Source organism: Lentzea alba, assembly GCF_047445655.1.
GTDB lineage: Bacteria > Actinomycetota > Actinomycetes > Mycobacteriales > Pseudonocardiaceae > Lentzea > Lentzea alba_A.
The window spans coordinates 197175-216450 of record NZ_JAJAEG010000010.1 but is presented as its reverse complement, the minus strand read 5'-3'; the positions used below and the strand labels follow the sequence as shown (position 1 = coordinate 216450).

The 19276-nt window shown below is 70.2% G+C and carries 27 protein-coding genes; 6 read left to right on the top strand and 21 right to left on the bottom strand.

The annotated features are described in order from the left end of the window. Nucleotides 1–107: 107 nt before the first annotated feature. Genes LFM09_RS18710 through LFM09_RS18700 form a run of 3 tightly spaced genes read right to left on the bottom strand, consistent with a single transcriptional unit; the run spans nt 108 to nt 2180 of the window. Nucleotides 108–737 carry a class I SAM-dependent methyltransferase gene (locus LFM09_RS18710; RefSeq protein WP_414097753.1) on the bottom strand — a complete coding sequence of 210 codons (630 nt, stop codon included), beginning with the start codon at nt 735–737 and terminating at the stop codon, nt 108–110. A gap of 48 nt (nt 738–785) precedes the next feature. After that, a complete protein-coding gene (locus tag LFM09_RS18705; protein WP_414097752.1) occupies nt 786–1307 on the bottom strand; it encodes an AAA family ATPase in 522 nt (173 codons plus the stop codon). Nucleotides 1308–1316: 9 nt separating this feature from the next. Further along, the gene (locus tag LFM09_RS18700; RefSeq protein WP_414097751.1) at nt 1317–2180 is read right to left on the bottom strand and encodes a sucrase ferredoxin; all 864 of its coding nucleotides are present in this window, start codon (nt 2178–2180) and stop codon (nt 1317–1319) included. A gap of 100 nt (nt 2181–2280) precedes the next feature. On the opposite strand from LFM09_RS18700, the gene LFM09_RS18695 reads away from it, so the two are divergent. Then, entirely contained in the window at nt 2281–2652 is a 372-nt protein-coding gene (locus LFM09_RS18695) for a DoxX family protein (RefSeq protein WP_414097750.1), read from the top strand. Here LFM09_RS18695 and LFM09_RS18690 read toward each other — a convergent pair. Together LFM09_RS18690 and LFM09_RS18685 are read right to left on the bottom strand one after the other, a co-directional pair. Then, the gene (locus LFM09_RS18690; protein ID WP_414097749.1) at nt 2649–2972 is read right to left on the bottom strand and encodes a hypothetical protein; all 324 of its coding nucleotides are present in this window, start codon (nt 2970–2972) and stop codon (nt 2649–2651) included. The two genes, LFM09_RS18695 and LFM09_RS18690, sit on opposite strands and share 4 nt — an antisense overlap. Beyond that, nucleotides 2969–3556 carry a PadR family transcriptional regulator gene (locus tag LFM09_RS18685; protein ID WP_414097748.1) on the bottom strand — a complete coding sequence of 196 codons (588 nt, stop codon included), beginning with the start codon at nt 3554–3556 and terminating at the stop codon, nt 2969–2971. The genes LFM09_RS18690 and LFM09_RS18685 overlap by 4 nt, the downstream gene beginning before the upstream one ends. A gap of 49 nt (nt 3557–3605) precedes the next feature. Here LFM09_RS18685 and LFM09_RS18680 point away from each other — a divergent pair, with 49 nt between their 5' ends. After that, nucleotides 3606–4304, top strand: a complete 699-nt coding sequence (locus tag LFM09_RS18680) for an SDR family NAD(P)-dependent oxidoreductase (protein WP_414097747.1) — start codon at nt 3606–3608, stop codon at nt 4302–4304. A gap of 123 nt (nt 4305–4427) precedes the next feature. Next, nucleotides 4428–5072 carry a hypothetical protein gene (locus LFM09_RS18675; protein WP_414097746.1) on the top strand — a complete coding sequence of 215 codons (645 nt, stop codon included), beginning with the start codon at nt 4428–4430 and terminating at the stop codon, nt 5070–5072. On the opposite strand, the gene LFM09_RS18670 is transcribed toward LFM09_RS18675, so the two are convergent. Then, entirely contained in the window at nt 5029–5646 is a 618-nt protein-coding gene (locus LFM09_RS18670; RefSeq protein ID WP_414097745.1) for a TetR/AcrR family transcriptional regulator, read from the bottom strand. The two genes, LFM09_RS18675 and LFM09_RS18670, sit on opposite strands and share 44 nt — an antisense overlap. Continuing rightward, nucleotides 5633–5839, bottom strand: coding sequence for a hypothetical protein (locus LFM09_RS18665; protein WP_414097744.1), 207 nt, complete (start codon nt 5837–5839; stop codon nt 5633–5635). Before LFM09_RS18665 ends, LFM09_RS18670 begins: the two co-directional genes overlap by 14 nt. 26 nt (nt 5840–5865) lie before the next feature. On the opposite strand from LFM09_RS18665, the gene LFM09_RS18660 reads away from it, so the two are divergent. Beyond that, a complete protein-coding gene (locus LFM09_RS18660) occupies nt 5866–6366 on the top strand; it encodes a CGNR zinc finger domain-containing protein (RefSeq protein WP_414097743.1) in 501 nt (166 codons plus the stop codon). Here the strand turns inward: LFM09_RS18660 and LFM09_RS18655 are convergent. Both LFM09_RS18655 and LFM09_RS18650 read right to left on the bottom strand, forming a co-directional pair. After that, entirely contained in the window at nt 6354–7238 is an 885-nt protein-coding gene (locus tag LFM09_RS18655) for a pentapeptide repeat-containing protein (RefSeq protein ID WP_414097742.1), read from the bottom strand. The genes LFM09_RS18660 and LFM09_RS18655 overlap by 13 nt on opposite strands. Nucleotides 7239–7327: 89 nt before the next feature. Further along, the gene (locus tag LFM09_RS18650) at nt 7328–7819 is read right to left on the bottom strand and encodes a hypothetical protein (RefSeq protein WP_414097741.1); all 492 of its coding nucleotides are present in this window, start codon (nt 7817–7819) and stop codon (nt 7328–7330) included. A gap of 80 nt (nt 7820–7899) precedes the next feature. On the opposite strand from LFM09_RS18650, the gene LFM09_RS18645 reads away from it, so the two are divergent. Then, nucleotides 7900–9315 carry an amidase gene (locus tag LFM09_RS18645; RefSeq protein ID WP_414097740.1) on the top strand — a complete coding sequence of 472 codons (1416 nt, stop codon included), beginning with the start codon at nt 7900–7902 and terminating at the stop codon, nt 9313–9315. Nucleotides 9316–9351: 36 nt separating this feature from the next. On the opposite strand, the gene LFM09_RS18640 is transcribed toward LFM09_RS18645, so the two are convergent. The 9 genes from LFM09_RS18640 to LFM09_RS18600 form a co-directional block, all read right to left on the bottom strand. Continuing rightward, entirely contained in the window at nt 9352–10428 is a 1077-nt protein-coding gene (locus tag LFM09_RS18640; RefSeq protein WP_414097739.1) for a hypothetical protein, read from the bottom strand. Between the two features lie 83 nt (nt 10429–10511). Next, entirely contained in the window at nt 10512–11792 is a 1281-nt protein-coding gene (locus tag LFM09_RS18635; protein WP_414097738.1) for an RNA polymerase sigma factor, read from the bottom strand. A gap of 29 nt (nt 11793–11821) precedes the next feature. Then, entirely contained in the window at nt 11822–12244 is a 423-nt protein-coding gene (locus LFM09_RS18630; RefSeq protein WP_414097737.1) for a YciI family protein, read from the bottom strand. A gap of 150 nt (nt 12245–12394) precedes the next feature. Next, nucleotides 12395–13600, bottom strand: coding sequence for an SPFH domain-containing protein (locus tag LFM09_RS18625; RefSeq protein WP_414097736.1), 1206 nt, complete (start codon nt 13598–13600; stop codon nt 12395–12397). A 22-nt stretch (nt 13601–13622) separates the two neighbouring features. Further along, the gene (locus LFM09_RS18620) at nt 13623–14048 is read right to left on the bottom strand and encodes an NfeD family protein (RefSeq protein WP_414097735.1); all 426 of its coding nucleotides are present in this window, start codon (nt 14046–14048) and stop codon (nt 13623–13625) included. A gap of 41 nt (nt 14049–14089) precedes the next feature. Further along, nucleotides 14090–14902: a DUF3097 domain-containing protein gene (locus LFM09_RS18615; RefSeq protein WP_414097734.1), complete on the bottom strand. Its 813-nt coding sequence runs from the start codon at nt 14900–14902 to the stop codon at nt 14090–14092. A gap of 11 nt (nt 14903–14913) precedes the next feature. Further along, nucleotides 14914–15627 (bottom strand): aminoglycoside phosphotransferase family protein, encoded by a 714-nt coding sequence (locus tag LFM09_RS18610; protein WP_414097733.1) that lies wholly within the window; start codon nt 15625–15627, stop codon nt 14914–14916. Nucleotides 15628–15688: 61 nt separating this feature from the next. Next, complete coding sequence (locus LFM09_RS18605) at nt 15689–16402, bottom strand: aminoglycoside phosphotransferase family protein (RefSeq protein WP_414097732.1); 714 nt, start codon at nt 16400–16402, stop codon at nt 15689–15691. A gap of 5 nt (nt 16403–16407) precedes the next feature. After that, nucleotides 16408–16854 (bottom strand): hypothetical protein, encoded by a 447-nt coding sequence (locus LFM09_RS18600; protein ID WP_414097731.1) that lies wholly within the window; start codon nt 16852–16854, stop codon nt 16408–16410. 190 nt (nt 16855–17044) lie between these two features. Between LFM09_RS18600 and LFM09_RS18595 the strand changes: the two genes are divergently transcribed. Beyond that, nucleotides 17045–17452 (top strand): hypothetical protein, encoded by a 408-nt coding sequence (locus LFM09_RS18595; RefSeq protein ID WP_414097730.1) that lies wholly within the window; start codon nt 17045–17047, stop codon nt 17450–17452. Here the strand turns inward: LFM09_RS18595 and LFM09_RS18590 are convergent. Genes LFM09_RS18590 through LFM09_RS18580 form a run of 3 tightly spaced genes read right to left on the bottom strand, consistent with a single transcriptional unit; the run spans nt 17449 to nt 19253 of the window. Further along, complete coding sequence (locus LFM09_RS18590; protein ID WP_414097729.1) at nt 17449–17844, bottom strand: nuclear transport factor 2 family protein; 396 nt, start codon at nt 17842–17844, stop codon at nt 17449–17451. The two genes, LFM09_RS18595 and LFM09_RS18590, sit on opposite strands and share 4 nt — an antisense overlap. Before the next feature lie 52 nt (nt 17845–17896). Further along, a complete protein-coding gene (locus LFM09_RS18585; RefSeq protein ID WP_414097728.1) occupies nt 17897–18685 on the bottom strand; it encodes an SCO1664 family protein in 789 nt (262 codons plus the stop codon). A 1-nt stretch (nt 18686) separates the two neighbouring features. Next, complete coding sequence (locus LFM09_RS18580) at nt 18687–19253, bottom strand: DUF3090 domain-containing protein (protein ID WP_414097727.1); 567 nt, start codon at nt 19251–19253, stop codon at nt 18687–18689. Between the last annotated feature and the right edge of the window lie 23 nt (nt 19254–19276).

Here is a 19276-nt window from a genome sequence, read left to right as displayed (position 1 = left end):
CCCGGCGAGTCCGTTCGACGGGAGTCGCGGGAGAGAGACCTGAAGCCGGTGCCGCCTCCAGGCCCCTCGGCCGTGACTATCGCGGACGGAGACCTGTCGGACGCGGCCTAGGCGCGCCACACGGTCGCGCTGCGGGTCTCGGTGCTCTCCAACGTCAGCGGCACCGGCACCTCGTAGCGGGCCTGCGCGGTGAACAGGTCACGCGGCAGGTGCGCGCGGTCCGGGTCGCCCAGCAGCACGAGCGCGCCCCTGGCCGCGGCCCTGGTCAGGAACGGCAGCACCAGCGCGGTGATCTCGGCGTCGTAGAACACGTCGCCCGCGAGCACGACGTCCGCGCCGTGGGCGTCGCTGTCGAGCTGGTCACCGGGCAGCGTCCTGACCGCGACGCCGTTCGCCGCTGCGTTGAGCTCCACCGCGGCCAACGACAACGGGTCGATGTCGTTGGCCGTCACCGAGTCGGCGCCCGCCAGTGCCGCGGCGATCGCGACCAGGCCCGAGCCCGACGCGAGGTCGAAGACCTTCCGGTCACGCACCAGACCTGGGTGGTCGAGCAGATGCCGGGCCAGCGCCTGGCCTCCCGCCCACGGGAACGCCCAGAACGGCGGCTGGTCCTGGTCGGTGAGCTCCCACAGGTCCATCGCCTCGACCGCGCTGTGCAGGACGACCTCGGGCACCAGCGGCACCGGCGTGAGCGACGTGTTGGCGAGCACGAACTCCGTGAGCGTGGGCGCGGACATGACGAAGAAGCTTAGGGCCCACGCGTCCGGGCGCCGCAGAGGCGAAAGTCATGAGGACAGGGCCGCCACGACCGCCGCGCAGGTCCGCTCCACGTCGTCGCCGGCGGTCTCGATCACCACCGACTCCGGCGTGAGGTAGCCGGCGAACCGGTCGCAGCTCCGCTCGATCACGCTCACCCCGCCCAGCGCCTCGACGACGTGATCGATGTGGTGATCACGCTCCCGATATCGCCGCACGACCACGCCAACAGGCGCGAGCAGCACCAACTCCACGTACTCCGCGCCCGCTCGCTGTGCGGCCTCGGCGAACCGGGCGCGCTCGCTGCGGCGCATGATCAGCTGCGGCATCACGACGTCGTGCCCGGACGACAGGTGGTGGACGGCCATCGTGATCGCGAGCGGGCGCACCAGGTCGACCGTGCCGTAGAAGTCCTCGCGCCACCCGCCGATGAGCCGGACGATCTCGTCGGCGTCGAGGTTGAGAGTCTTGGGACGGGCGGCGGCGTACCGAGCGGCGATGGTCGACTTGCCGACACCGGTGGGGCCGTTGAGGTGGATCAGCCTGGGCACACCGCAACGCTAGCCGCAGACCCGCACCAGCTGGTCGATCGCCGTGGCCACCAGCGCGATGGCGCTGTCCGGGAACTTCCCGCAGCTCGCCGGCCGCGGGGGCACCGGCTGCTCGGTCAGCGCCACCCGCCACTCCCGGCCGTCGGTGTGCCGCACGGTCGCGGAGTCGGAGGTCTCACCGATGACGGTGAGGACGTCGCGGGTCTCGCCGATCTGCGCGCGGACCGCGACCTCGGCGACCTGACCCCGAGGGGTGAAGCACGAGCGTCCCCGGCACCGGTCCGCGACGATGCCCTCGGTGACCACTCGTTCGGCCAACTGGTGGTCCAGTCGCCCGTACAGGTGGCCCGTCGGCAGCAGCACACCCGTGGGCGCGAAGCGGTGGCCGCCGGTGTGCGTGCACTCCCACAAGTTCAGCGACGTCGCGATAGGACGGCCGTACAAGGCGCAGCAGACATCGCGTTTGCTGTTCGTGCACACCAGCAGCAGCGGATCTTCGACCGGCGTGCCGAACGCCGTCGAACGGCCCTCGCCCAGCGCGGCGAAGTCGAGTTCGAGGGCTTCCTCCGGCGCGGCCAGATCAGCCTGCTCCAGCCACGACGCACCCGGCTTCGTCGAGGCCAGGTACACGCGCCGCGTGCCACCGACGTGGGTGTCGGCGTGCTTGCCGGGACGGCGGATCAACAGGATGCGCACACCGGTGCCGGCGGCGCGGCGTTGCAGTTCGGCGCCGAGCTCGGGGTCGAGGTGACTCTCCACGATGGCGTCGCGGCCCCACGGGCCCGGCTGTTCCAGGCACAGCCACGCCGTCGCGGTCGCGGCCGTGCCGGCCAGCGGTTCCCCCGCGAAGTCGGAGAGTGTCGAGCACCTCATCTGCACACTCTATACGGCCGTTCGGGTGATGGCTAAGGGCACCCTTACCTAACCGTTGTGATCTTGGGCATTCCCGGTCCGGAGGGCTAGGTTTTCGTTCATGGACGTCGCCGTGTGGATCGTGTCCGCCGTTCTGGCGGCCCTCTACCTGATGGCCGGGTTCACGAAGGTCGCCAAGTCGAAACAGGACCTGCTCACCGAGCCGCGGTTGTCGTGGGTCGGCGACTTCTCCCCCGGCCAGGTCAAGGCGATCGGCGCCGCGGAGATCGCGGGCGCGCTCGGGCTCGTGGTGCCGTGGCTGACCGGCATCGCGACGATCCTCACCCCGGTCGCGGCGGTCGGACTGGCGTTGATGCAGGTCGGTGCCGCGATCGTGCACGGCAAGCGCGGCGAGACCGCCACGGTGCCGATCAACCTCGTGTTGTGCGCACTGGCGGTGTTCGTCGCCGTCGTCCGATATGGCCAGGTCTAGCCCTCGAGCTGCTTCACGCGCTGCCGCATCGTCTCCTCGAGCTGGGCCCGGTAGCCGATGAACAGCTTGTTCGCCAGGTACGGCGCCCAGTTGCCCTGCTTGGCGATGTTGTAGACGCGGTGCACCAGCAACGCGCCCTCGGGATGCGGGTGCAGCGAGTCCTCACCGCGGTACCACCAGTTCCCCCAGTAGGCGATCACGCCCTGATCGCGGTCCACGAGCCGATGCGACCCGGACACCCCCGCGTCGGTGAACATGCGCTCGCGTACGTCCTCTATCGGCGCGTGCACCACCCCGGACACTTCGAACAGCAGTTTCATCGGTGCTTGTCCTCCCAGTTGTCGTACCCGCCGACCGTGCCCTTGCGGACGGAGGCGGCGAACCCGGTCAGCCACGAACGCTCGGCGCGCAACACGGCCATCCGGTAGTCGAGCTCGATCCACGCGAGCTGCGGCAACCCCATGCCCTTGAGCTCCTCGATCAACGTCGCCAGCGCGACGATCTGCTCACCCACGGCGGCCTCGCGCTGCTCGACGACGACGAGCGCGTCGTCCGGCGGCAGCAGGCCGACCAGCGAGATCCCGGCCTCGAACCGCGGGTACTCCTTGGCCGGCACCGCGATCAGCTCGCGCAACCAGTCGTGCAGCTCCTCCGTGCCCGCGTCGGTGACCGCGTAGACGGTGCGCTCGGGCCGGTTGCCGGCCTTCTGCGTGGCGCTCGCGGTGATCAGCCCGTGCTTCAGCAGCCCCTCCACCACCGTGTAGAGCGAGCCGTAGTTGAGCTTGATCACCTCCTCCTGGTGCCGTTCCCGCATGGTCTGCGCCATCTCGTACGGGTGCATCGGCCGCTCGGACAGCAGCGCCAGCACCGCGAGGGCCAGGGGGTTCGTGCGCTTGAACGTCATATCCGCTCCCGTATATTCGGCACCGAGTATACGGGTTAGGGTGGGCGCCATGACAACGGTGATCACCGGGGGAAGCCGGGGTATCGGTGCCGCGACAGCGCGCAGGCTCGTGCGCGACGGGCACCGCGTAGTGATCAGCTACCGCAAGGCCGTCGACGAGGCGCGCGCGTTGGAGAAGGAACTCGGCGTCCTGGCCGTGCAGGCCGACACCGCGAACGAGGACGACGTGGCGCGGCTGTTCGACGAGGCGGGCGACGACATCACCGGCGTGGTGAACAACGCCGGCATCACCTCACCGTCCGGCCCGCTGGCCGAGCTGCGCACCGAGGACCTGCGCCGCGTGGTGGACGTGAACGTGATGGGCGCGTTCTTCGTGGCCCGCGAGGCCTCCCGGCGCATGACCCGCGGCGCGATCGTGAACGTGTCCTCGGGCGCGGCGACGCTGGGCAGCCCCGGCGAGTACGTCCACTACGCCGCCACGAAGGCCGCGGTCGACGCCCTGACCATCGGCCTGGGCAAGGAGCTCGCGCCGCGCGGCATCCGGGTCAACTGCGTGCAGCCGGGCACGATCCGCACCGACATCCACCAGCTGTCCGGTCAGCCGGACCGCCCGGACAAGGTCGCCGGCCGGGTGCCGATGGGACGCCCCGGAGAGGCCGAGGAGATCGCCAACGCCATCGCGTGGCTGCTGTCGGAGGAGGCGTCGTACGCGACTGGGGCGATCCTGCGGGTGACGGGCGGGACGTGACGGGTCGGCGGGCCGCAGGGGGCGCGGCGAGGACCGGCACCTGACGTCTCCGCATAGAAAACGCTGATGGGAGCCCGGCAGACGAAGCCGGTTTCTGTCAGACCCGCTGGGTACGTTGATCGAATGGGTCCCCTCCTGAGCACGCACCCAGTCGCACGAAGACACCTCGGCGGCCTGGTCGCGCTGACCATCTCGCTCGTCTGCTCCCTGCTCGTGGTTCTCGCGTTCGTCCTCGACCTGGGCGGCGCCGAGCTCGCACTGCTCGCCGCCGCCTACCCCCTGCTCGTCTCCGCCCCGGTAGCGGTCGGCATGCTCCGGAACTCCGCGATCCGGGAGACGTTCGAACTGCACGAAGGCGGACTGGCCCGCGTCAGGTCAGGCGTGCGCAAGAGCTGGACGTGGGACCGGGTCCGCGCGATCGACCTGACCGCGCAGGGCCCCGACCTCGTCTGCGCCGTCCGCTTCGACGACGGCGAGCTGATCCGCTTCACCAGTGCCGAGACCGAGAACAGCCTCGCCATCCACCACGCCCTCGGCGAACACTGCGTCGAAGCCCTCGAACGACCTGCCAGGACCGACCGCAGCGCACCCGCGCTGAGCGTCCTCACCCTGGCCGGCGCGGGCGGGGCCGCGGCGGCCATCTGCACGGCGTTCCAGATCGACGACCCGGAGACGCAGTTCGGGCTCGTCGTGGTGGCGATCGGCGGTTCGGTGACGGCCGTGATCACCGGGATTCTGCTGGGCGCCGTTCTGCTGGGGCCTCGGTAGGGCTGGGCACGGTCGCCGAGAACACCCCGATCCCCAGCGCGTACGGGTCGTCGAGCCCGACGGTCTCCAGCGTCTCCACCGGCAACGCCAGCAGCGAGATCGCCACCCCCAGGAAGTACGCGTCCAGCAGCCCGGTGTCGCGCACCGTCGACGGCAACCCGGCCGCCTGCTGCAACGCGGCGCCGGCCTCGGCGTTGGCCAGCACCATCCCGGACAGGGCGGCACGGACACCGGGACGGCGCACGGCCTCCAGGTACAGCTCGACCATCGCGAGCATCTGGGTCGGGTCGTCCGCGACCGCGCGGCGCAACAGCGCCGGGTACAGCTCGGCGACGTCGGTGGCGGAGATGTCGGCCGGCGTGGTCTCACGCAGCCGGTCGACGGCCGTGCGGTGCAGGGACGTCATGCGGGCCGCGCAGGCCTCGAGGATCGACTCACGGGTCGGGAAGTAGTTCTTGGTGGTGCCGATGGGAACGCCGGCCTCGCGGTCGATCGCGCGGTGGGTCAGTCCCCTGCCGCCTTCCACCGCGAGGATCTGGATCGCGGTGTCGCACAGAAGATCACGACGGCTCACGGTCCGGGACACTAGCAAGATCACCACAGCCGTGGTGAATCGGGGCGAACGTGCTGGTACCGGCAGTCGCCGTGATCACTCCGCGTTCGACGACCAGGAACAGGCCGCAGACGCAGCGGACGTACGACACGACACCGTGCGAGGAGACGGCGGCAGAACAACGCCAGGAGCAGGCGGGGCAGGTGGCGATCATGCCCCCAAGCCTGGTGTCATGGTCTAGTGCATTTCAACCCTTACGGCGGGGCGGCCGCCGAGCTCGCCGCGAAGCTCGTCAACGCCGAGCGCTCCACACCCCTCATCGACGTGCTGAAAGCCTCCGACTACAAGCCACTGGGCTCACTCGACGCACGTCAGGAACGTGACGTAAGAGACTGGGTCGAACGCCTGCGGCAGGTCTTCAAGGCACCCACCGTGGACCTGCTCAACGACCTGCTGGCCGAGTCGTCGACCACGCACTACATCTCCACGCACGACGGGCGCGCGCCGCACCTGCACTACGCGCGCGAGGACGCGCCAACAGACGTGCGGGTCAAGGCGTACACGGCGGCGGGCCTGGCGGCGTTGTTCTGCGAGGACGCGCAACGCATCGGCTGGTGCGACCGCGAAGGCTGCGACACGGTCTTCGTCGACACCAGCCGCAACGGGCGGCGCCGGTTCTGCTCGACCAAGTGCGCGAACCGGGTGGCGGTGGCGAACCACCGGAGCCGTCAGTCGGCGTGAATGCGGTGGCCGAACCGGGTGTTCTCGAACGACGACTCGCCCCCGAACGCGGCGTCGACGAAGTCCTCACGGCCGCGGAACCACGCACCGGCGAACGAGCAGTTGCCCGCGAACCAGGCGCGGCGGAACAACGCGCGCCCGCCGAACCGGACGCCTGAGCAGTCCAGATCCGACCCGAACCGCGCGCACGTGAAGTCCGCACGCCCCGAGAACCGCGTACCGCGCAACGTCACGGCACCGGCGCAGTGGACGTTGGAGAACTCGCCGTTGCCGCACACCGTCGCGCCGCGCAGCCCGAGTCCACGGGCGAACACGGAGTGCGTGAACAGGACGTGCCGCCCGAAGTAGGCCCCGGAGGCGTCGAAGGAGCCGACGAACGTCGTCTGGTCGAAGCGGGTGTCGCCCAGGAACCGCGTCCCGTCGAACCGCGCCGACCGCACCCGGCACTCCGACAGGTCGAAGTCCACGAGCGTGGTGTGGCGCAGGTCGAGGTCGCTGTCGAGCCAGAACCCCGGCCCGGGACGCAGGTGCGCGGCCAGCGACGCCTGCAGCACCATCCGCCACCGCTGGTCGACCTCGGTACCGGGCCACGGCAGCTCCCGCAGCGCCTCGCACAGCACGTCCAGCGCCGGCTGCCGGTTCTCGACCGCCCGCGCGCCGAACTCCACCCAGTCCCGCAACCCGCTCAGCCGCCGGTCGGCCTCCAGCGCCATCAACCTGCAGCGGATGTCCTCCAGCGGTGTCTGCTCTGTTGTTCTCGGGGCCAGCACCTCGACGTCATGGCGGAAGGACAACCGGCGCCTTCCCAGCGTCACCGCCGCCACGGTCAGAACAGAAGAGGTCGCTGTGAGCCAGCGCGAGAGAGAGGACATGACTCGATGATGTGACCTGGGTCATTGCATCGGACAGTGGTGGAGTTCAACGGTGTGCCCACCGGCAGTGACAGCCGGTGGGCATCACCTCAGCCCGTGACGTTCTTGAGCTTGCGCGGGAAGTATCCGTCGGTGCCGCTCAGGCCGTACTTCACGACCCGGTGCGAGGTGCCGTACACGTCGCGCTGCTCGTACGCCCAGTACGCGGTCTTGTAGGGGTCGGCCCACTTGTCGAAGATCACGACGTGGCGGGTCGTGCCGGTGCCGTTCGGGTCGACCACGATGTCGCCCCACCGCAGGTTCACGGCGGCGACCTCGGTCGAGTAGGTGTCGTAGAGCTCGACGGTGCGCTGACCGGGCGCGCCGAGCTTGGCGGCCATCGAGACGTAGCCGGAGCAGTCCTGCCGGTAGCGCTCGGTGCCCCAGTAGCTGGTCTGGCTGTAGGGCACGGGGCCGCCGTTGTTCGCCGTCAGCCACGTCTTCGCGCGCGCGATCAGGTCCGCACGGCTGATGGGCGCCGCGTGTGCGGGCAACGCCGACACCAGGGTCGTGCTCACGGCGACGAGGACGGCGGCTGCCATCGCCGTGACTCTTCTGCGGGCGACTCTCATGCTGGTAACTCCCATTCCGTAGATCGCCGGTCGGCGCTTAGGGTCGGTCCATGGAGCTGACGGAGCTGTCTTTCGCCGGGGTGGCCCGCCAAGCCGAGGCCGTGCGGTCCGGCGAGGTGACCGCACGCGAGCTGGTCGCGGAACACCTGCGCCGCATCGAGCTCGTCGATCCGCAGCTCAACGCGTTCCGGCAGGTGTTCGCCGAGCAGGCCCTGGCCGAGGCCGACGCCGCCGACGCACGCGGTGAGGACCTGCCGCTGCGGGGCGTGCCGATCGCGGTCAAGGAGGACATCGCGATCGCGGGCCTGCCCACGACGAAGGGCACGAACGCCGCCCGCACGCCCGAACCCGCGGACTCGGCGATCGTGCAACGCCTGCGCGCGGCCGGAGCGGTGATCATCGGCCGGACCCGCATGCCCGAACTGGGGCTGTGGCCCTACACCGAGAGCGGCTGGGCGGGCCCGACGCGCAACCCGTGGTCGCTGACGCACTCCCCCGGCGGCTCCAGCGGTGGCTCCGCCGCGGCCGTCGCGGCAGGGCTCGCAGCGGCCGCGATCGGCACGGACGGCGCCGGTTCGATCCGCATCCCGTCGGCCGTCACGGGCCTGTTCGGGCTCAAGCCCCAGCGCGGCCGCGTCTCGCTCGCCCCCGAACGCGAGGTCTGGGGCGGCATGGTCGTCGCGGGACCGATCACCCGCACGGTCCTGGACTGGGCGTTGGTCGCCGACCAGATCCACGGCGCCGTGCCCGGTGACCCGCACGTCGCGCACCCGCCGCGCACCAGCTTCACCGAGGCCGCGCGCACCGATCCCGGCCGGCTGCGGATCGGTGTGTCGCTGCGGCCGTGGGGGCCCGGCATCTCGATCGCCGAGGAGGTCCGCGACGCCGTGCAGGACACCGCCGCGCTGCTCACCGACCTCGGCCACGACGTCGTGCGGCTCGACCCGCCGATGAAGGACCTCAAAGCGTCCACGCAGTTCGCCGTGCGGTACCTGCACAACGCCCACCTGGCGCGCACCGGCATGGAGTTCCCGGACCTGGTCGAGCCCCGCACCCGCGCGGTCGGCGAGCTGGGCCGCCGGTTGCCGCGCGGTCTCGTGCGCTGGGCGTTGAAGGACGACGCGACGCTCACCGCGTACGCGAACCGCATCTTCTCCTCGGTCGACGTGCTGCTCACCCCGGCGCTGACCCGGCCGCCGATCCGTGTCGGCGAGTGGGACCGCCGCAACGTCGTGACCGCGCTGCTCGCGGCCTCGCACTACACGACGTTCCTGCAGATGTGGAACGTCGTCGGCAACCCCGCCGCGTCCGTGCCCGCCGGCCGCACGTCCTCCGGCCTGCCGCTCGCGGTACAGCTCGTGGGCCGCCGGCACGACGAGTGCACGCTGCTGTCGGTGTCCGCCCAGCTGGAGCGCGCTCGGCCGTGGGCGGACCGAACCCCCTCCGGCCTCGGTCATGCGAACTAGGATATTACGAAGACGGACTATCCGAACCGGAAACGGTTAGAAACCGCGTCGAGACAACTCGTCGAGCAGTTGACGGTCCGCCACGTGCCGCGACTTGATGTGCTCCAGGTAGTCCGCGAACGCGTCGGGCTGCAGGCCGCGTAGTTGCTGCAGCCATTCGACGACCAGTTCCTGCTCCTCGATGCCGCGCCGGGCGAGCTCGACCTCGACGATGCGCCGGTACACCTCGATCGCGAGGCGGCTGCCGTCCTGCACGAGGTGGTTCACCAGCTCCGCGCGCAGCGGTGGCCACTCGTCGGTGTGCACGACCAGCGCCCGGATCTTGAGGTAGATGTCCAGGTTGGGGCGCGCGAAGAAGGCGTCCCGGCACACCTCGACCGCCCGGTGCGGCATCCCGCGCCGCAGGTGTTCCTCCACCGCCAGGTCGATCAGCCGCAGCGCCGCACCCCGGCCGCCGACGGCGCGCAGGCCTCGTTCGACCCACTCCAGTGCCTCATCCGAGCGGGCGTTGTCGCGCAGCACGGTCGCGACCTGCAGGTAGTGCCAGCCCGAGGACAGGTCCTTCGACAGCACCAGCAGCTGCAGGTCGACGTCCTCGGTGTATTCAGCCAGCTCCTCCATGACCCGCAGCAACGCCCAGCGCGCGCGGTCGTAGCGGCCGGTCTCACCGAACCCGATCACCGGCAGCGGCTCGAACAACGTGACCGCGCGGTCGCGGTAGTGCTGCAGGCCCTCGTCGTCGAGCGCGTCGGTGTAGGCCGACAGGCTCACGTCGGGGGCTTCGGGGTGCTGCAGCTGCAGGTCGAGCAGCCAGTCGGCGAGCCGGATCGGGTCCGGGGCGGTCTCGGCGCACGCGCGGGCGTGGGTGCCCAGTACGCGGTGGGCGAGCTCGGCCAGTTCGACGCGGTGTCTTCGGGTGGACGCCACTCCATCGGCCAGCTGGGTGACGATGTGCTCGATCAACGCGACCAGCTCGGGACCCGGATCGGTGACCAGCATCGACTGCAGCTCGACCGACACGCCCGTGAGCGCCTGCCAGCGGGCCGGCCAGTCGGCGTCCCCGCCGTCGGCCTCGATCAACGCGGAGGCGACGGTGGCGGGCAGCGAGTCCATCACAACATCATTCCCGCGTCACCCGGTCGAGTACACAGATGTCGCCCTAACGGATTTAAGGTTCACCCCACGTGGTCATGCGCCTACAGGTCGGCCAGTTTCCTGGTCAGCACCGCGCGCTCGCGTTCGTTGCCGCACAAGCGAACCGCCTCTTCCAGCGCCGCCCGCGCCTCGTCCACCCGGCCCAGTCGGCGCAGCAGTTCACCACGCACACCGGGTAGCTGGTGCGAGTCCTTGAACGCGTCACCGCCCGCCAGCGAGTCGACGATCGGCAACGCCACCTCGGGGCCCTGCGCCATCGACACGGCGACCGCGCGGTTGAGCTCCACCACCGGCGACGGCGCGAGCCGGCCGAGGCCTTCGTAGAGCAGCACGATGCGCGCCCAGTTGGTCTCCTCGACCGACGGCGCCAGCGCGTGGCACTCGGCGATCGCGGCCTGCAGCCCGTAGTAGCCGTAGCCGCGGCCCGCGTCGGCGGCTTTCGCCAGCGCCGCACGGCCTCGGGCGATCGCGGAACGGTCCCAGCGGCGGCGGTCCTGGTCCTCCAGCAGCACGGTCTCGCCGTCGGGTCCGCGCCGCGCCGGGAAACGGGCGGCGGTCAGCTCCAGCAACGCGAGCAGGCTGTGGACCTCGGGCTCCTCGGGCATCAGCCGCGACAGGATCCGGGCCAGCCGCTGCGCCTCCCCGGCGAGATCGAGCCGCATCACCTCGTCACCGGAGCTCGCGGAGGAGCCCTCGGTGAAGATCAGGTAGATGACGCTGAGCACCTGCGCCAGGCGCGCGGGACGTTCGCTGACCGGCGGCACCTCGAACGGCACCCCGGCCGCCCCGAGCGTCTTCTTCGCACGGGTGATGCGGGCCTGCACGGTCGCGGTCGGCACGAGGAACACCCGCGCGATCTCGTCGCTGGTCAGACCACCGATCACCCGCAACGTCAGCGCCACCCCGGCCTCACGCGAGAGCACCGGGTGGCACGAGGTGAAGATCAGCTTGAGGGTGTCGTCGTCGATCTGGTCGGGGTCCCACAGCACGTCGTCCGGCGCGGGGCCGGGTTCGGCGCCGGTCAGCGCGCCGCCCTCGGTCAGGTGGTGGGCGAGGGCGGCGTACTTCTCGTCACGGGTGCTGCGGCGGCGGAACGCGTCGATCGCGCGGCGCCGCCCGACCGTGAGCAACCAGCCGGCCGGGTTGTTCGGCACGCCCTCGCGCGGCCAGGTCACCAGCGCCTCGGCCAGTGCTTCCTGGGCGAGGTCCTCGGCCAGCGCGAAGTCGCCGGTGTAGCGGGTGAGCGCACCGATGATCCTCGCGGAGTCGATGCGCCACACCGCCGCCACGGCCTTGCGTCCCGTGGGGTCGCTGTCGCTCATGGGGCCCAAAATAGATCAAACACGGTGGATCAGAGCTGGCCCGTGGACTCGCGCCAGGCCCGTTCCTTCTTGATCCACTCGTTGTCCTGCGGGAACTCGTCGATCGTCGGAACGCGGCGGATCTCGGTCTTGAACCCGGCCGCGGTCATCGGGGTCCGCTTGGCCCACTCGATCGCGTCCTGGATGGTGGGGACGTTGATCAGGTAGAAGCCGTTGAACAGCTCCTTGGTCTCGCCGTAGGGGCCGTCGGTGACGACGGGCGGCTCGGACGAGAAGTCCACGACCACGCCCTCCTCGGCGGGTGCGAGACCCTCGGCGGCGATCAGGACACCGGCCTCGATCAGCTCCTCGTTGAACCGGCCGACGGTCTCGAGCATCTGGTCGAAGTCGATCTCGCCGAGGTTGGCCCAGGCCTCGTCGGAGGTCACGCGCCAGATCAGCATGAACTTCATGGTGGTCTCTCCCAGTGGGTCGTGAAGGTCCGTTGTGGACCCTTTCACGCCCAGGTCGAACGGGCACCCCGTTCGATCGACACCCGGCCCGAAAAAGTCTGAGCGGCCCACCCCGGACATCGGGATGGGCCGCTCAGCGGGGTCGTTCGCTCAGATCTGGTCGTCGGGCTGGTGCAGTGACCGGGGCTGGTCCGCTTCCAGCTCGGGCCGCACGGACGGTGCGGCGACCGAACGCGGCGGCGTGCTCAGCGGTCCGGGCACCTCCTGGCGTGCCACTGCCTCGGCGGCGGCGACCGCCTCGGCGACCTTCGGATCGGACTTGAGGTCGAACCACGAGGCGACCGACTCGTCCTCGTCCTCCGGGCGCGGCAGTTCCTCGTCGGCGGCCGGGGGCTCGTAGCGGAACACGCCGTCCTCGCCGGGGGCACCGAGCATGCGGGCGAAGCCTTCGAGCGCCTTGCCGTAGTCGGACGGGATCATCCACACCTTGTTCGCGTCGCCCTGCGCCATCTGCGGCAGGGTCTGCAGGTACTGGTAGGCCAGCACCTCCGGGGTGGGCTTGCCGGCCTTGATCGCGGCGAAGATCTTCTCGATGGCCTTGGCCTGACCCTGCGCCTGCAGGTAGCGGGCGGCACGTTCACCCTGCGCGCGCAGGATCTGCGACTGCCGCTCGCCCTCGGCGGACAGGATCGCGGCCTGCTTGCCACCCTCGGCGGCGAGGATCTGCGACTGCTTCTGGCCCTCGGCGGTCTTGATGGACGACTCCCGCTGGCCCTCGGCGGTGAGGATCATGGCGCGCTTCTCGCGGTCCGCGCGCATCTGCTTCTCCATCGAGTCCTGAATGGACGGTGGAGGGTCGATGGACTTCAGCTCGACGCGGGCCACCCGCAGGCCCCAGCGGCCGGTCGCCTCGTCGAGGACACCGCGCAGCTGGCCGTTGATGTGGTCGCGGGAGGTGAGCGTCTCCTCCAGGCTCATGCCACCGACGAGGTTGCGCAGCGTGGTGATGGTGAGCTGCTCGACACCGATGATGTAGTTCGAGATCTCGTACACCGCGGAGCGCGGGTCGGTGACCTGGAAGTACACGACCGTGTCGATGGAGACGGTCAGGTTGTCCTGGGTGATCACCGGCTGCGGCGGGAACGACACGACCTGCTCGCGCAGGTCGATGCGGGCACGCACCTTGTCGATGAACGGCACGATGATGTTCAGGCCGGGTGCCGCGGTGTTGCGGAAGCGGCCGAGACGTTCGATGACGGCGGCCTGCGCCTGCGGGATGACCAGTACCGACTTGACGGCGACGGTCAGCACGAAGATCGCAATGACGGCCACGACCACAAGGGTGATCGGGTCCAACTCAGGTCACATCCTTATTGGGTCACACAGCCGCGATGACCACGGCGGTCGCACCCGAGATCTCGACAACGGTGACGGCTTCGCCCTCTTCGACCACGGACCCGTCCAGGGTGCGCGCGCTCCAGGTGTCGCCGCCGATCTTGACCTGTCCACCGTGCTCGTCCACCCGTGACACCGCGATGGCCTTGGCGCCCAGCAGCGCCTCGTGGTGCATCTTGATCCCGGAGCCGAGCTGCAGCCGCTTCTTGAGCAGCGGCCGGGCTCCGACGATCAACCCGAGCGAGGTCGCGGCGAAGACGAGCACGCTCACCAGGTCTCCGGCACCCAGCGCCGTGACGCCCGCCGCGGCCAGCGCGGCGGCGCCGAGCATGACCAGCACGAAGTCACCGGAGAGAACCTCGGCGACGACGAGGAGTATCCCGACGATCAGCCAGATCAGCGCGGCCATGCGCCATACATACACCAACGGGGAGGCTCAGGCGCCGAGATTCACCGTGCTGGGCCCTCGACCGTGACGAAATCGATCAACCGCTCGACCGCGCCGAGCAGATCGGACTCGATGTCGCGGTAGCTGCTCACCGCCCCCAGGACCCGCTGCCAGCCTTCCCAGGTCTCGCCCCAGCCGAGCTCCGCGCAGACGCCTTCCTTCCACGGCACCCCGCGCGGGACGACCGGCCAGGCCTCGATCTTCACCGCGCTGGGCTTGACGGCCTGCCAGATGTCGACGTACGGGTGCCCGGTCACCAGGACGTTGGCGTCGCGGATCTGGTCGACGATGCGTTGTTCCTTGGAGTTCGCGACGAGGTGGTCGACCAGCACACCGAGACGGCGGTGGGGCGCGGTGCCGAACTCGGCGATGCGGGCGGGCAGGTCGTCGACACCGTCGAGCGGCTCCACGACGATGCCTTCGACGCGCAGGTCGTGGCCCCAGACGCGTTCGACGAGCTCGGCGTCGTGCTTGCCCTCCACCCAGATGCGGCTGGCCTTCGCGGTCTGCGCGCGCAGCCCTTCGACCTTGACCGAACCCGACGCGCTGACGCGGGGCTTCTGCCGTTGCGGCATGGGTTTGACGAGGGTGACGGGCCGGCCGTCGACGAGGAAGCCGGCGGGGTTGAGCGGGAACAGGCGGTGCCGGCCGTGGCGGTCCTCGAGGACGACGTGACCGTGCTCGAACTTCACGACGGCGCCGCAGAAACCACTGGCGGGGTCCTCGACCACGAGGCCTGGTTCGGCCGGGATCTCCGGGACCTTCTTGCGCTTTGGGGTGTTCAGGACGTCGCGGCCGTAGTCGTGAGATCGCACGGCTGGAAACCCTAGCCCCAGAAGTCGTACAGGGGTTTGAAGGCGGTGATCCAGTCCTGCACCCGGTCCAGGTCGACGTCGGCGCGGTACAGGTCGTGGCCGTCGTGCACGAGGTCCATCCAGTCGAACGCCGGATCGCCCGCGCACGGCTGCGGGTCGATGGCGATCGGGCCGTGCGGGCCCTGCAGGACGTTGCCGGGGTGCATGTCGCCGTGCAGCAGCACCGGTCTGACGTCGTCGGCGGCGAGGTCGCGGGCGCGCTGGTGTTCGGCGGGGTGGTGTTTGCCGGTGAGCTGGGCGATCACGGTGCCGAACAGGAAGTCGACGTGGTCGGTCAGCGGCCGGAAGCCGGTCGGGTCGGCGGTGTGCAGCGCCGGGACGACCCGCGCGGGGTCGGGTGCCGGTGTGCCGGGGGTGATCGCTTCGAGCAGCAACGCGCCGCGATCGAGGTCTGTGGCGAGCAGGCCGACCATCGCGGGCGTGGCAGCCCAGGCGGTGAGGGCTTTCGCCTCACGTTCGGCGAGGTCGTGGTCCGGGGTCAGCTTCAGCACCGCGCCGGGCTCGCACAGGAACACCGCGCCGCTGCCGCCGGGCATGAGCTTCACGACCGTGAGGCCCCAGCGGGCGGTGAGCGTGCCGACCAGGTCGGGCAGCGCGTCGATCCAGGCGGTGACGCCGTCGCCGAAGCGCTTGATCAGCCAAGACCGGTCGTCCTCGTCGAGCATCCACCCGACGCTAGCGGTGCTCGTCGGGTCCGTCCCCTGTTCGCGGGCGATCGGTCCACTTCTAGCCGTAGAAGGGCTTGAAGGCGTTGAGCCACTCGTGGACGCGGTCCAGGTCGACGTCGGCGCCGTGCAGGTCGTAGCCGTCGTGCACGAAGTCCATCCAGTCGACCGCCGGATCGCCCACACACGCACGCGGGTCGATGGCGACCGGGCCGTCCGGCCCCTGCAGGACGTTGCCGACGTGCATGTCGCCGTGCAGCAGTACCTGTTCGACGTTGTCGTCGGCCAGCTTGCGGGCACGGTGGTGCTCGGTGGCGTAGTAGGTGCCGGTGCGCCGCGTCAGCACCGTCTCGAAGAGGAGGTCGATGCGGGCTTTGAGCGGCGGGAAGCCGGCCGGGTTCGCGGTGTGCAGGTGCGGGACGACGAGCGCGGGGTCGTCGGCCGGCGTGCCGGGGTCGATGCGTTCCAGCAGGACGGCGCCGCGAGCGAGGTCCGCGTCGAGGAGGTTGACCATCGCGGGTGTGTCGGCCCACGCGGTGAGGGCGCGGGCTTCGAGAGAGGCGATGTCGGGGTCCGGGGTCACCTTCAGCACGGCATTGGTGCACAAGAAGGTGGCGCCGCTGCCGCCGGGCATGAGCTTCACGAGGGTGAGGCCCCAGCGGGCCGTGAGCGTGGCGATCAGGTCGGGCAGTGTGTCGATCCACCCCGTGACGTCGTCGCCGAAGCGTCTGACGAGTCTGGCTCTGGCGGCGTCGTCGATCACTGCATCGATCACCCAGCTCACGCTAGCGAGTCGGCTCCCTCTTGGCGCCGGAATTGGTAATCGGCCAGGGCGGGGCGCCACAGAGCGTTGACGTCGAAGCAGGTGGAGAGCAGGCGCAGGTCGGCGCCGTCGCCCGCCACGGCGACCTTGCCGTCGATCACCCACCGGTTGACCGGCAGCAGCGGCACGGGCCAGCCGACGACCACGAGCCGGTCGCACACGAGCCGTTGCAGGCGGCCGCCGTCGTTGTCGACGATCACGGCCGGGGTGTCGAGGTCGAAGTCGCGGACGGTGGCTTTCGGGTAGCGCCGGACGCCGATCTCGGCCAGGGCGGCGGCTCCTGGTCCGATCAGGTGAACCGGCCCGAATCTTCGTGCCAGGCAGGCGGCAGCGCGTGCGCCGAGATCGGCCGCGCCGACCACGACGATCCGTTCGAAATACGCCATGTCAACCGTTTCCCGCATTCACAATTCAATGTTTCCGCAGGTCAGAACGCCCTGACGAAGATAGGGCCCTAATGATCGGCGCGTCAATCTCATAGCATCTCATTTGGCTTATAACAATGGGTGCGGAATAGGCCTGTTGAGACGCGTTGAACCGTGGGGCGTTCGATGGCGTGTTGTGCTGCATTAACCCCCTCTTCGAGGAAACCTCATGACCACGACCATGGAACGGTTCGACCTGCGGCTGGCGCGCGCGTCGCTGCAGTACGCGATCGACTACGGCTGGACGACCGAGGTCTCGGGCACCCGGTTGTTGTTCTCGCAGGCCTCGCACGTGATCGGGCTGGCGGTGCCGTGCGACGAGGCGATCACCCTCGCCGAGCACCTGTCCGGCCACCGGCTGTCGTACCCGGCGGTGCGGTTGCCGCACCGGCCGGAGTCCATCGTGTTCCTGGCGGTGCCGCGGGGGCTGGCGGCGGCGCCGTGGCCGTTGGTCGAGGTGATGCTGCCGCCGAGCCAGGCGCCGGAGGGTCCGGTGGTGTGGGTGGTGCCGCCGCGGCGCAGCCCGCAGCCGATCCCGAGCCTGGTGTCGCTGCTGGCGGCGATGCGCGGCCGTTAACCCCGCACGAGGGGCAGCAGCGGTTTCACGAGGCGGTGCGTGATGCGCCAGCCGTCGTCGGTGCACTGGTAGGTGTCGGTGTTGAGCACCGTGATCAGCGTGGTGCTGCCGTCCTTGTAGAGCATCTCGGCGCGCAGGTAGTGCGTGCCCGTGCCGGCCTCGGTGTCGATGATGTGGTTCGTGGCCGTGTGCGCGGTGTGGGTGGTGAGGTCGAAGACCGCGTGCCAGAACCCGCGGATGGCCTCACGTCCGGTGAGCACCGGCAGGTCGATCGCGGAGGCGTCGAACACGGCGTCGGAGCTGAACACCTGCTCGATGCCGTCGGAGGTGGCGGTGTCGAGCAGCAGCGCGTAACGGTGGGTCAGGGCTCTGATGGCTTCGATGTCGCTCACGCGGCCGACGCTAGCGGTGTGGCGGCGGCACGGGCCAGGTGCGGACCGGACGTCAGAACGCGGGCCACGGGATGGCGGGCCAGTCCCCGGAAGGTTCCGGGAACACCCCCGCCGCGAGCAGTTTGTCGGTGCGTTCGGCCACCGCGCGGACCTCGGCGCGGGTGAGGTGGTCGTGCAGCGACTCCCCCAGCTCACCGTCGAGCGAGGATCTGAGGCGGCGCAACGCGTCCAGCACCTGCTCGGTCAGCGGTTCGCGGGCCCAGCCCCACAGCACGGTGCGCAGCTTGGGTTCGGTGTGCAGGCAGATGCCGTGGTCGACGCCGTACACCCCGCCGTCGAGCGCGTGCAGGACGTGTCCGCCTTTGCGGTCCGCGTTGTTCACGACGACGTCGAACGCGGACATCAGCGCGATGCGCGGGTGGTCGGCGTGCACGAGCACCGCCGGGTCGCCGAAGCGGTCGTGGGCGTGGAAGACGGGGATCCAGCCCGGTTTGACGTCGTCGACGCCGACGATGTCGACGAGCTCGTCCTCTTCGCGGGTCTCGATCCACAGCTGGACCATGCCGCTGCCGAACGGGCCGGGCCGCAGCACCGTCGGCGGCACCAGGTCCAGCCCGGCGCCGGCGGAGATCAGGTAGGTGGCCACCTCGCGGCCCGCGAGCGTGCCGTCGGGGAAGTCCCACAGGGGGCGTTCGCCGCGGACGGGTTTGTAGACGCACTGGGCCTCGACGCCGTCCAGCTCGATCTTGCAGAACAAGGTCGCGTTGGAGGCGTCGACGAGCCGGCCCTCGACCTCGATGCGGCCGCGGGTCAGCAGGTCCAGGGCCGCGGAGGTGTCCACGTCAGTCTTCTTCGGTGCGGCGGTAGCCGTTCTGCCGCGGGCAGATGTGGCCGTCCGGGTCGAGCGGCTCGGCGCACAGCGGGCACGGTTTGCGGCCGGCGTTGACGACGCGGTCCGCGCGCTCGGCGAAGGCGCGGGCGGCGGACGGGGACAGGAACACCCGCACGGCGTCGGGGCCTTCCTCGGTGTCGTCGAGCACGACGGCCTCGTCGACCTCCTCCTCGGAGATCGCCAGGAGCTCGATCACGACGGCCTTGGACTCGGCGTCCCAGCCGAGGCCCATGGTGCCGACGCGGAACTCCTCCTCGACGGGCACGTCGAGGGGTTCGGTGTCGAGGTCGTCCGGCGGCGGATCGTCGGGCACGTCCGTGCCGAAGCGGCGGTGCACCTCCTCGAGCAGCGAGCCGATGCGTTCGGCGAGGACCTGTACCTGCTGCTTCTCGAGCGCGACGCTGATCAACCTGCTCTGCTCGGAGGCCTGCAGGTAGAAGGTGCGGTCGCCGGGCTGCCCGACGGTTCCTGCGATGAACCGGTCGGGTGCGCGGAATACGTGAATGACGCGAGCCATGGCACTTACCAACTTAGGCCACG

Excerpts from the sequence above, each read along its gene's own strand:
- LFM09_RS18665 (WP_414097744.1), bottom strand. The coding sequence starts at position 5,839 with ATGATCGCCACCTGCCCCGCCTGCTCCTGGCGTTGTTCTGCCGCCGTC.
- LFM09_RS18600 (WP_414097731.1), bottom strand. The coding sequence starts at position 16,854 with ATGCGGGAAACGGTTGACATGGCGTATTTCGAACGGATCGTCGTGGTC.
- LFM09_RS18610 (WP_414097733.1), bottom strand. The coding sequence starts at position 15,627 with ATGCTCGACGAGGACGACCGGTCTTGGCTGATCAAGCGCTTCGGCGAC.
- LFM09_RS18630 (WP_414097737.1), bottom strand. The coding sequence starts at position 12,244 with ATGAAGTTCATGCTGATCTGGCGCGTGACCTCCGACGAGGCCTGGGCC.
- LFM09_RS18655 (WP_414097742.1), bottom strand. The coding sequence starts at position 7,238 with ATGTCCTCTCTCTCGCGCTGGCTCACAGCGACCTCTTCTGTTCTGACC.
- LFM09_RS18700 (WP_414097751.1), bottom strand. The coding sequence starts at position 2,180 with ATGAGGTGCTCGACACTCTCCGACTTCGCGGGGGAACCGCTGGCCGGC.
- LFM09_RS18680 (WP_414097747.1), top strand. The coding sequence starts at position 3,606 with ATGACAACGGTGATCACCGGGGGAAGCCGGGGTATCGGTGCCGCGACA.
- LFM09_RS18595 (WP_414097730.1), top strand. The coding sequence starts at position 17,045 with ATGACCACGACCATGGAACGGTTCGACCTGCGGCTGGCGCGCGCGTCG.
- LFM09_RS18645 (WP_414097740.1), top strand. The coding sequence starts at position 7,900 with ATGGAGCTGACGGAGCTGTCTTTCGCCGGGGTGGCCCGCCAAGCCGAG.
- LFM09_RS18640 (WP_414097739.1), bottom strand. The coding sequence starts at position 10,428 with ATGGACTCGCTGCCCGCCACCGTCGCCTCCGCGTTGATCGAGGCCGAC.
- LFM09_RS18685 (WP_414097748.1), bottom strand. The coding sequence starts at position 3,556 with ATGACGTTCAAGCGCACGAACCCCCTGGCCCTCGCGGTGCTGGCGCTG.
- LFM09_RS18675 (WP_414097746.1), top strand. The coding sequence starts at position 4,428 with ATGGGTCCCCTCCTGAGCACGCACCCAGTCGCACGAAGACACCTCGGC.
- LFM09_RS18650 (WP_414097741.1), bottom strand. The coding sequence starts at position 7,819 with ATGGCAGCCGCCGTCCTCGTCGCCGTGAGCACGACCCTGGTGTCGGCG.
- LFM09_RS18695 (WP_414097750.1), top strand. The coding sequence starts at position 2,281 with ATGGACGTCGCCGTGTGGATCGTGTCCGCCGTTCTGGCGGCCCTCTAC.
- LFM09_RS18620 (WP_414097735.1), bottom strand. The coding sequence starts at position 14,048 with ATGGCCGCGCTGATCTGGCTGATCGTCGGGATACTCCTCGTCGTCGCC.
- LFM09_RS18580 (WP_414097727.1), bottom strand. The coding sequence starts at position 19,253 with ATGGCTCGCGTCATTCACGTATTCCGCGCACCCGACCGGTTCATCGCA.
- LFM09_RS18710 (WP_414097753.1), bottom strand. The coding sequence starts at position 737 with ATGTCCGCGCCCACGCTCACGGAGTTCGTGCTCGCCAACACGTCGCTC.
- LFM09_RS18690 (WP_414097749.1), bottom strand. The coding sequence starts at position 2,972 with ATGAAACTGCTGTTCGAAGTGTCCGGGGTGGTGCACGCGCCGATAGAG.
- LFM09_RS18635 (WP_414097738.1), bottom strand. The coding sequence starts at position 11,792 with ATGAGCGACAGCGACCCCACGGGACGCAAGGCCGTGGCGGCGGTGTGG.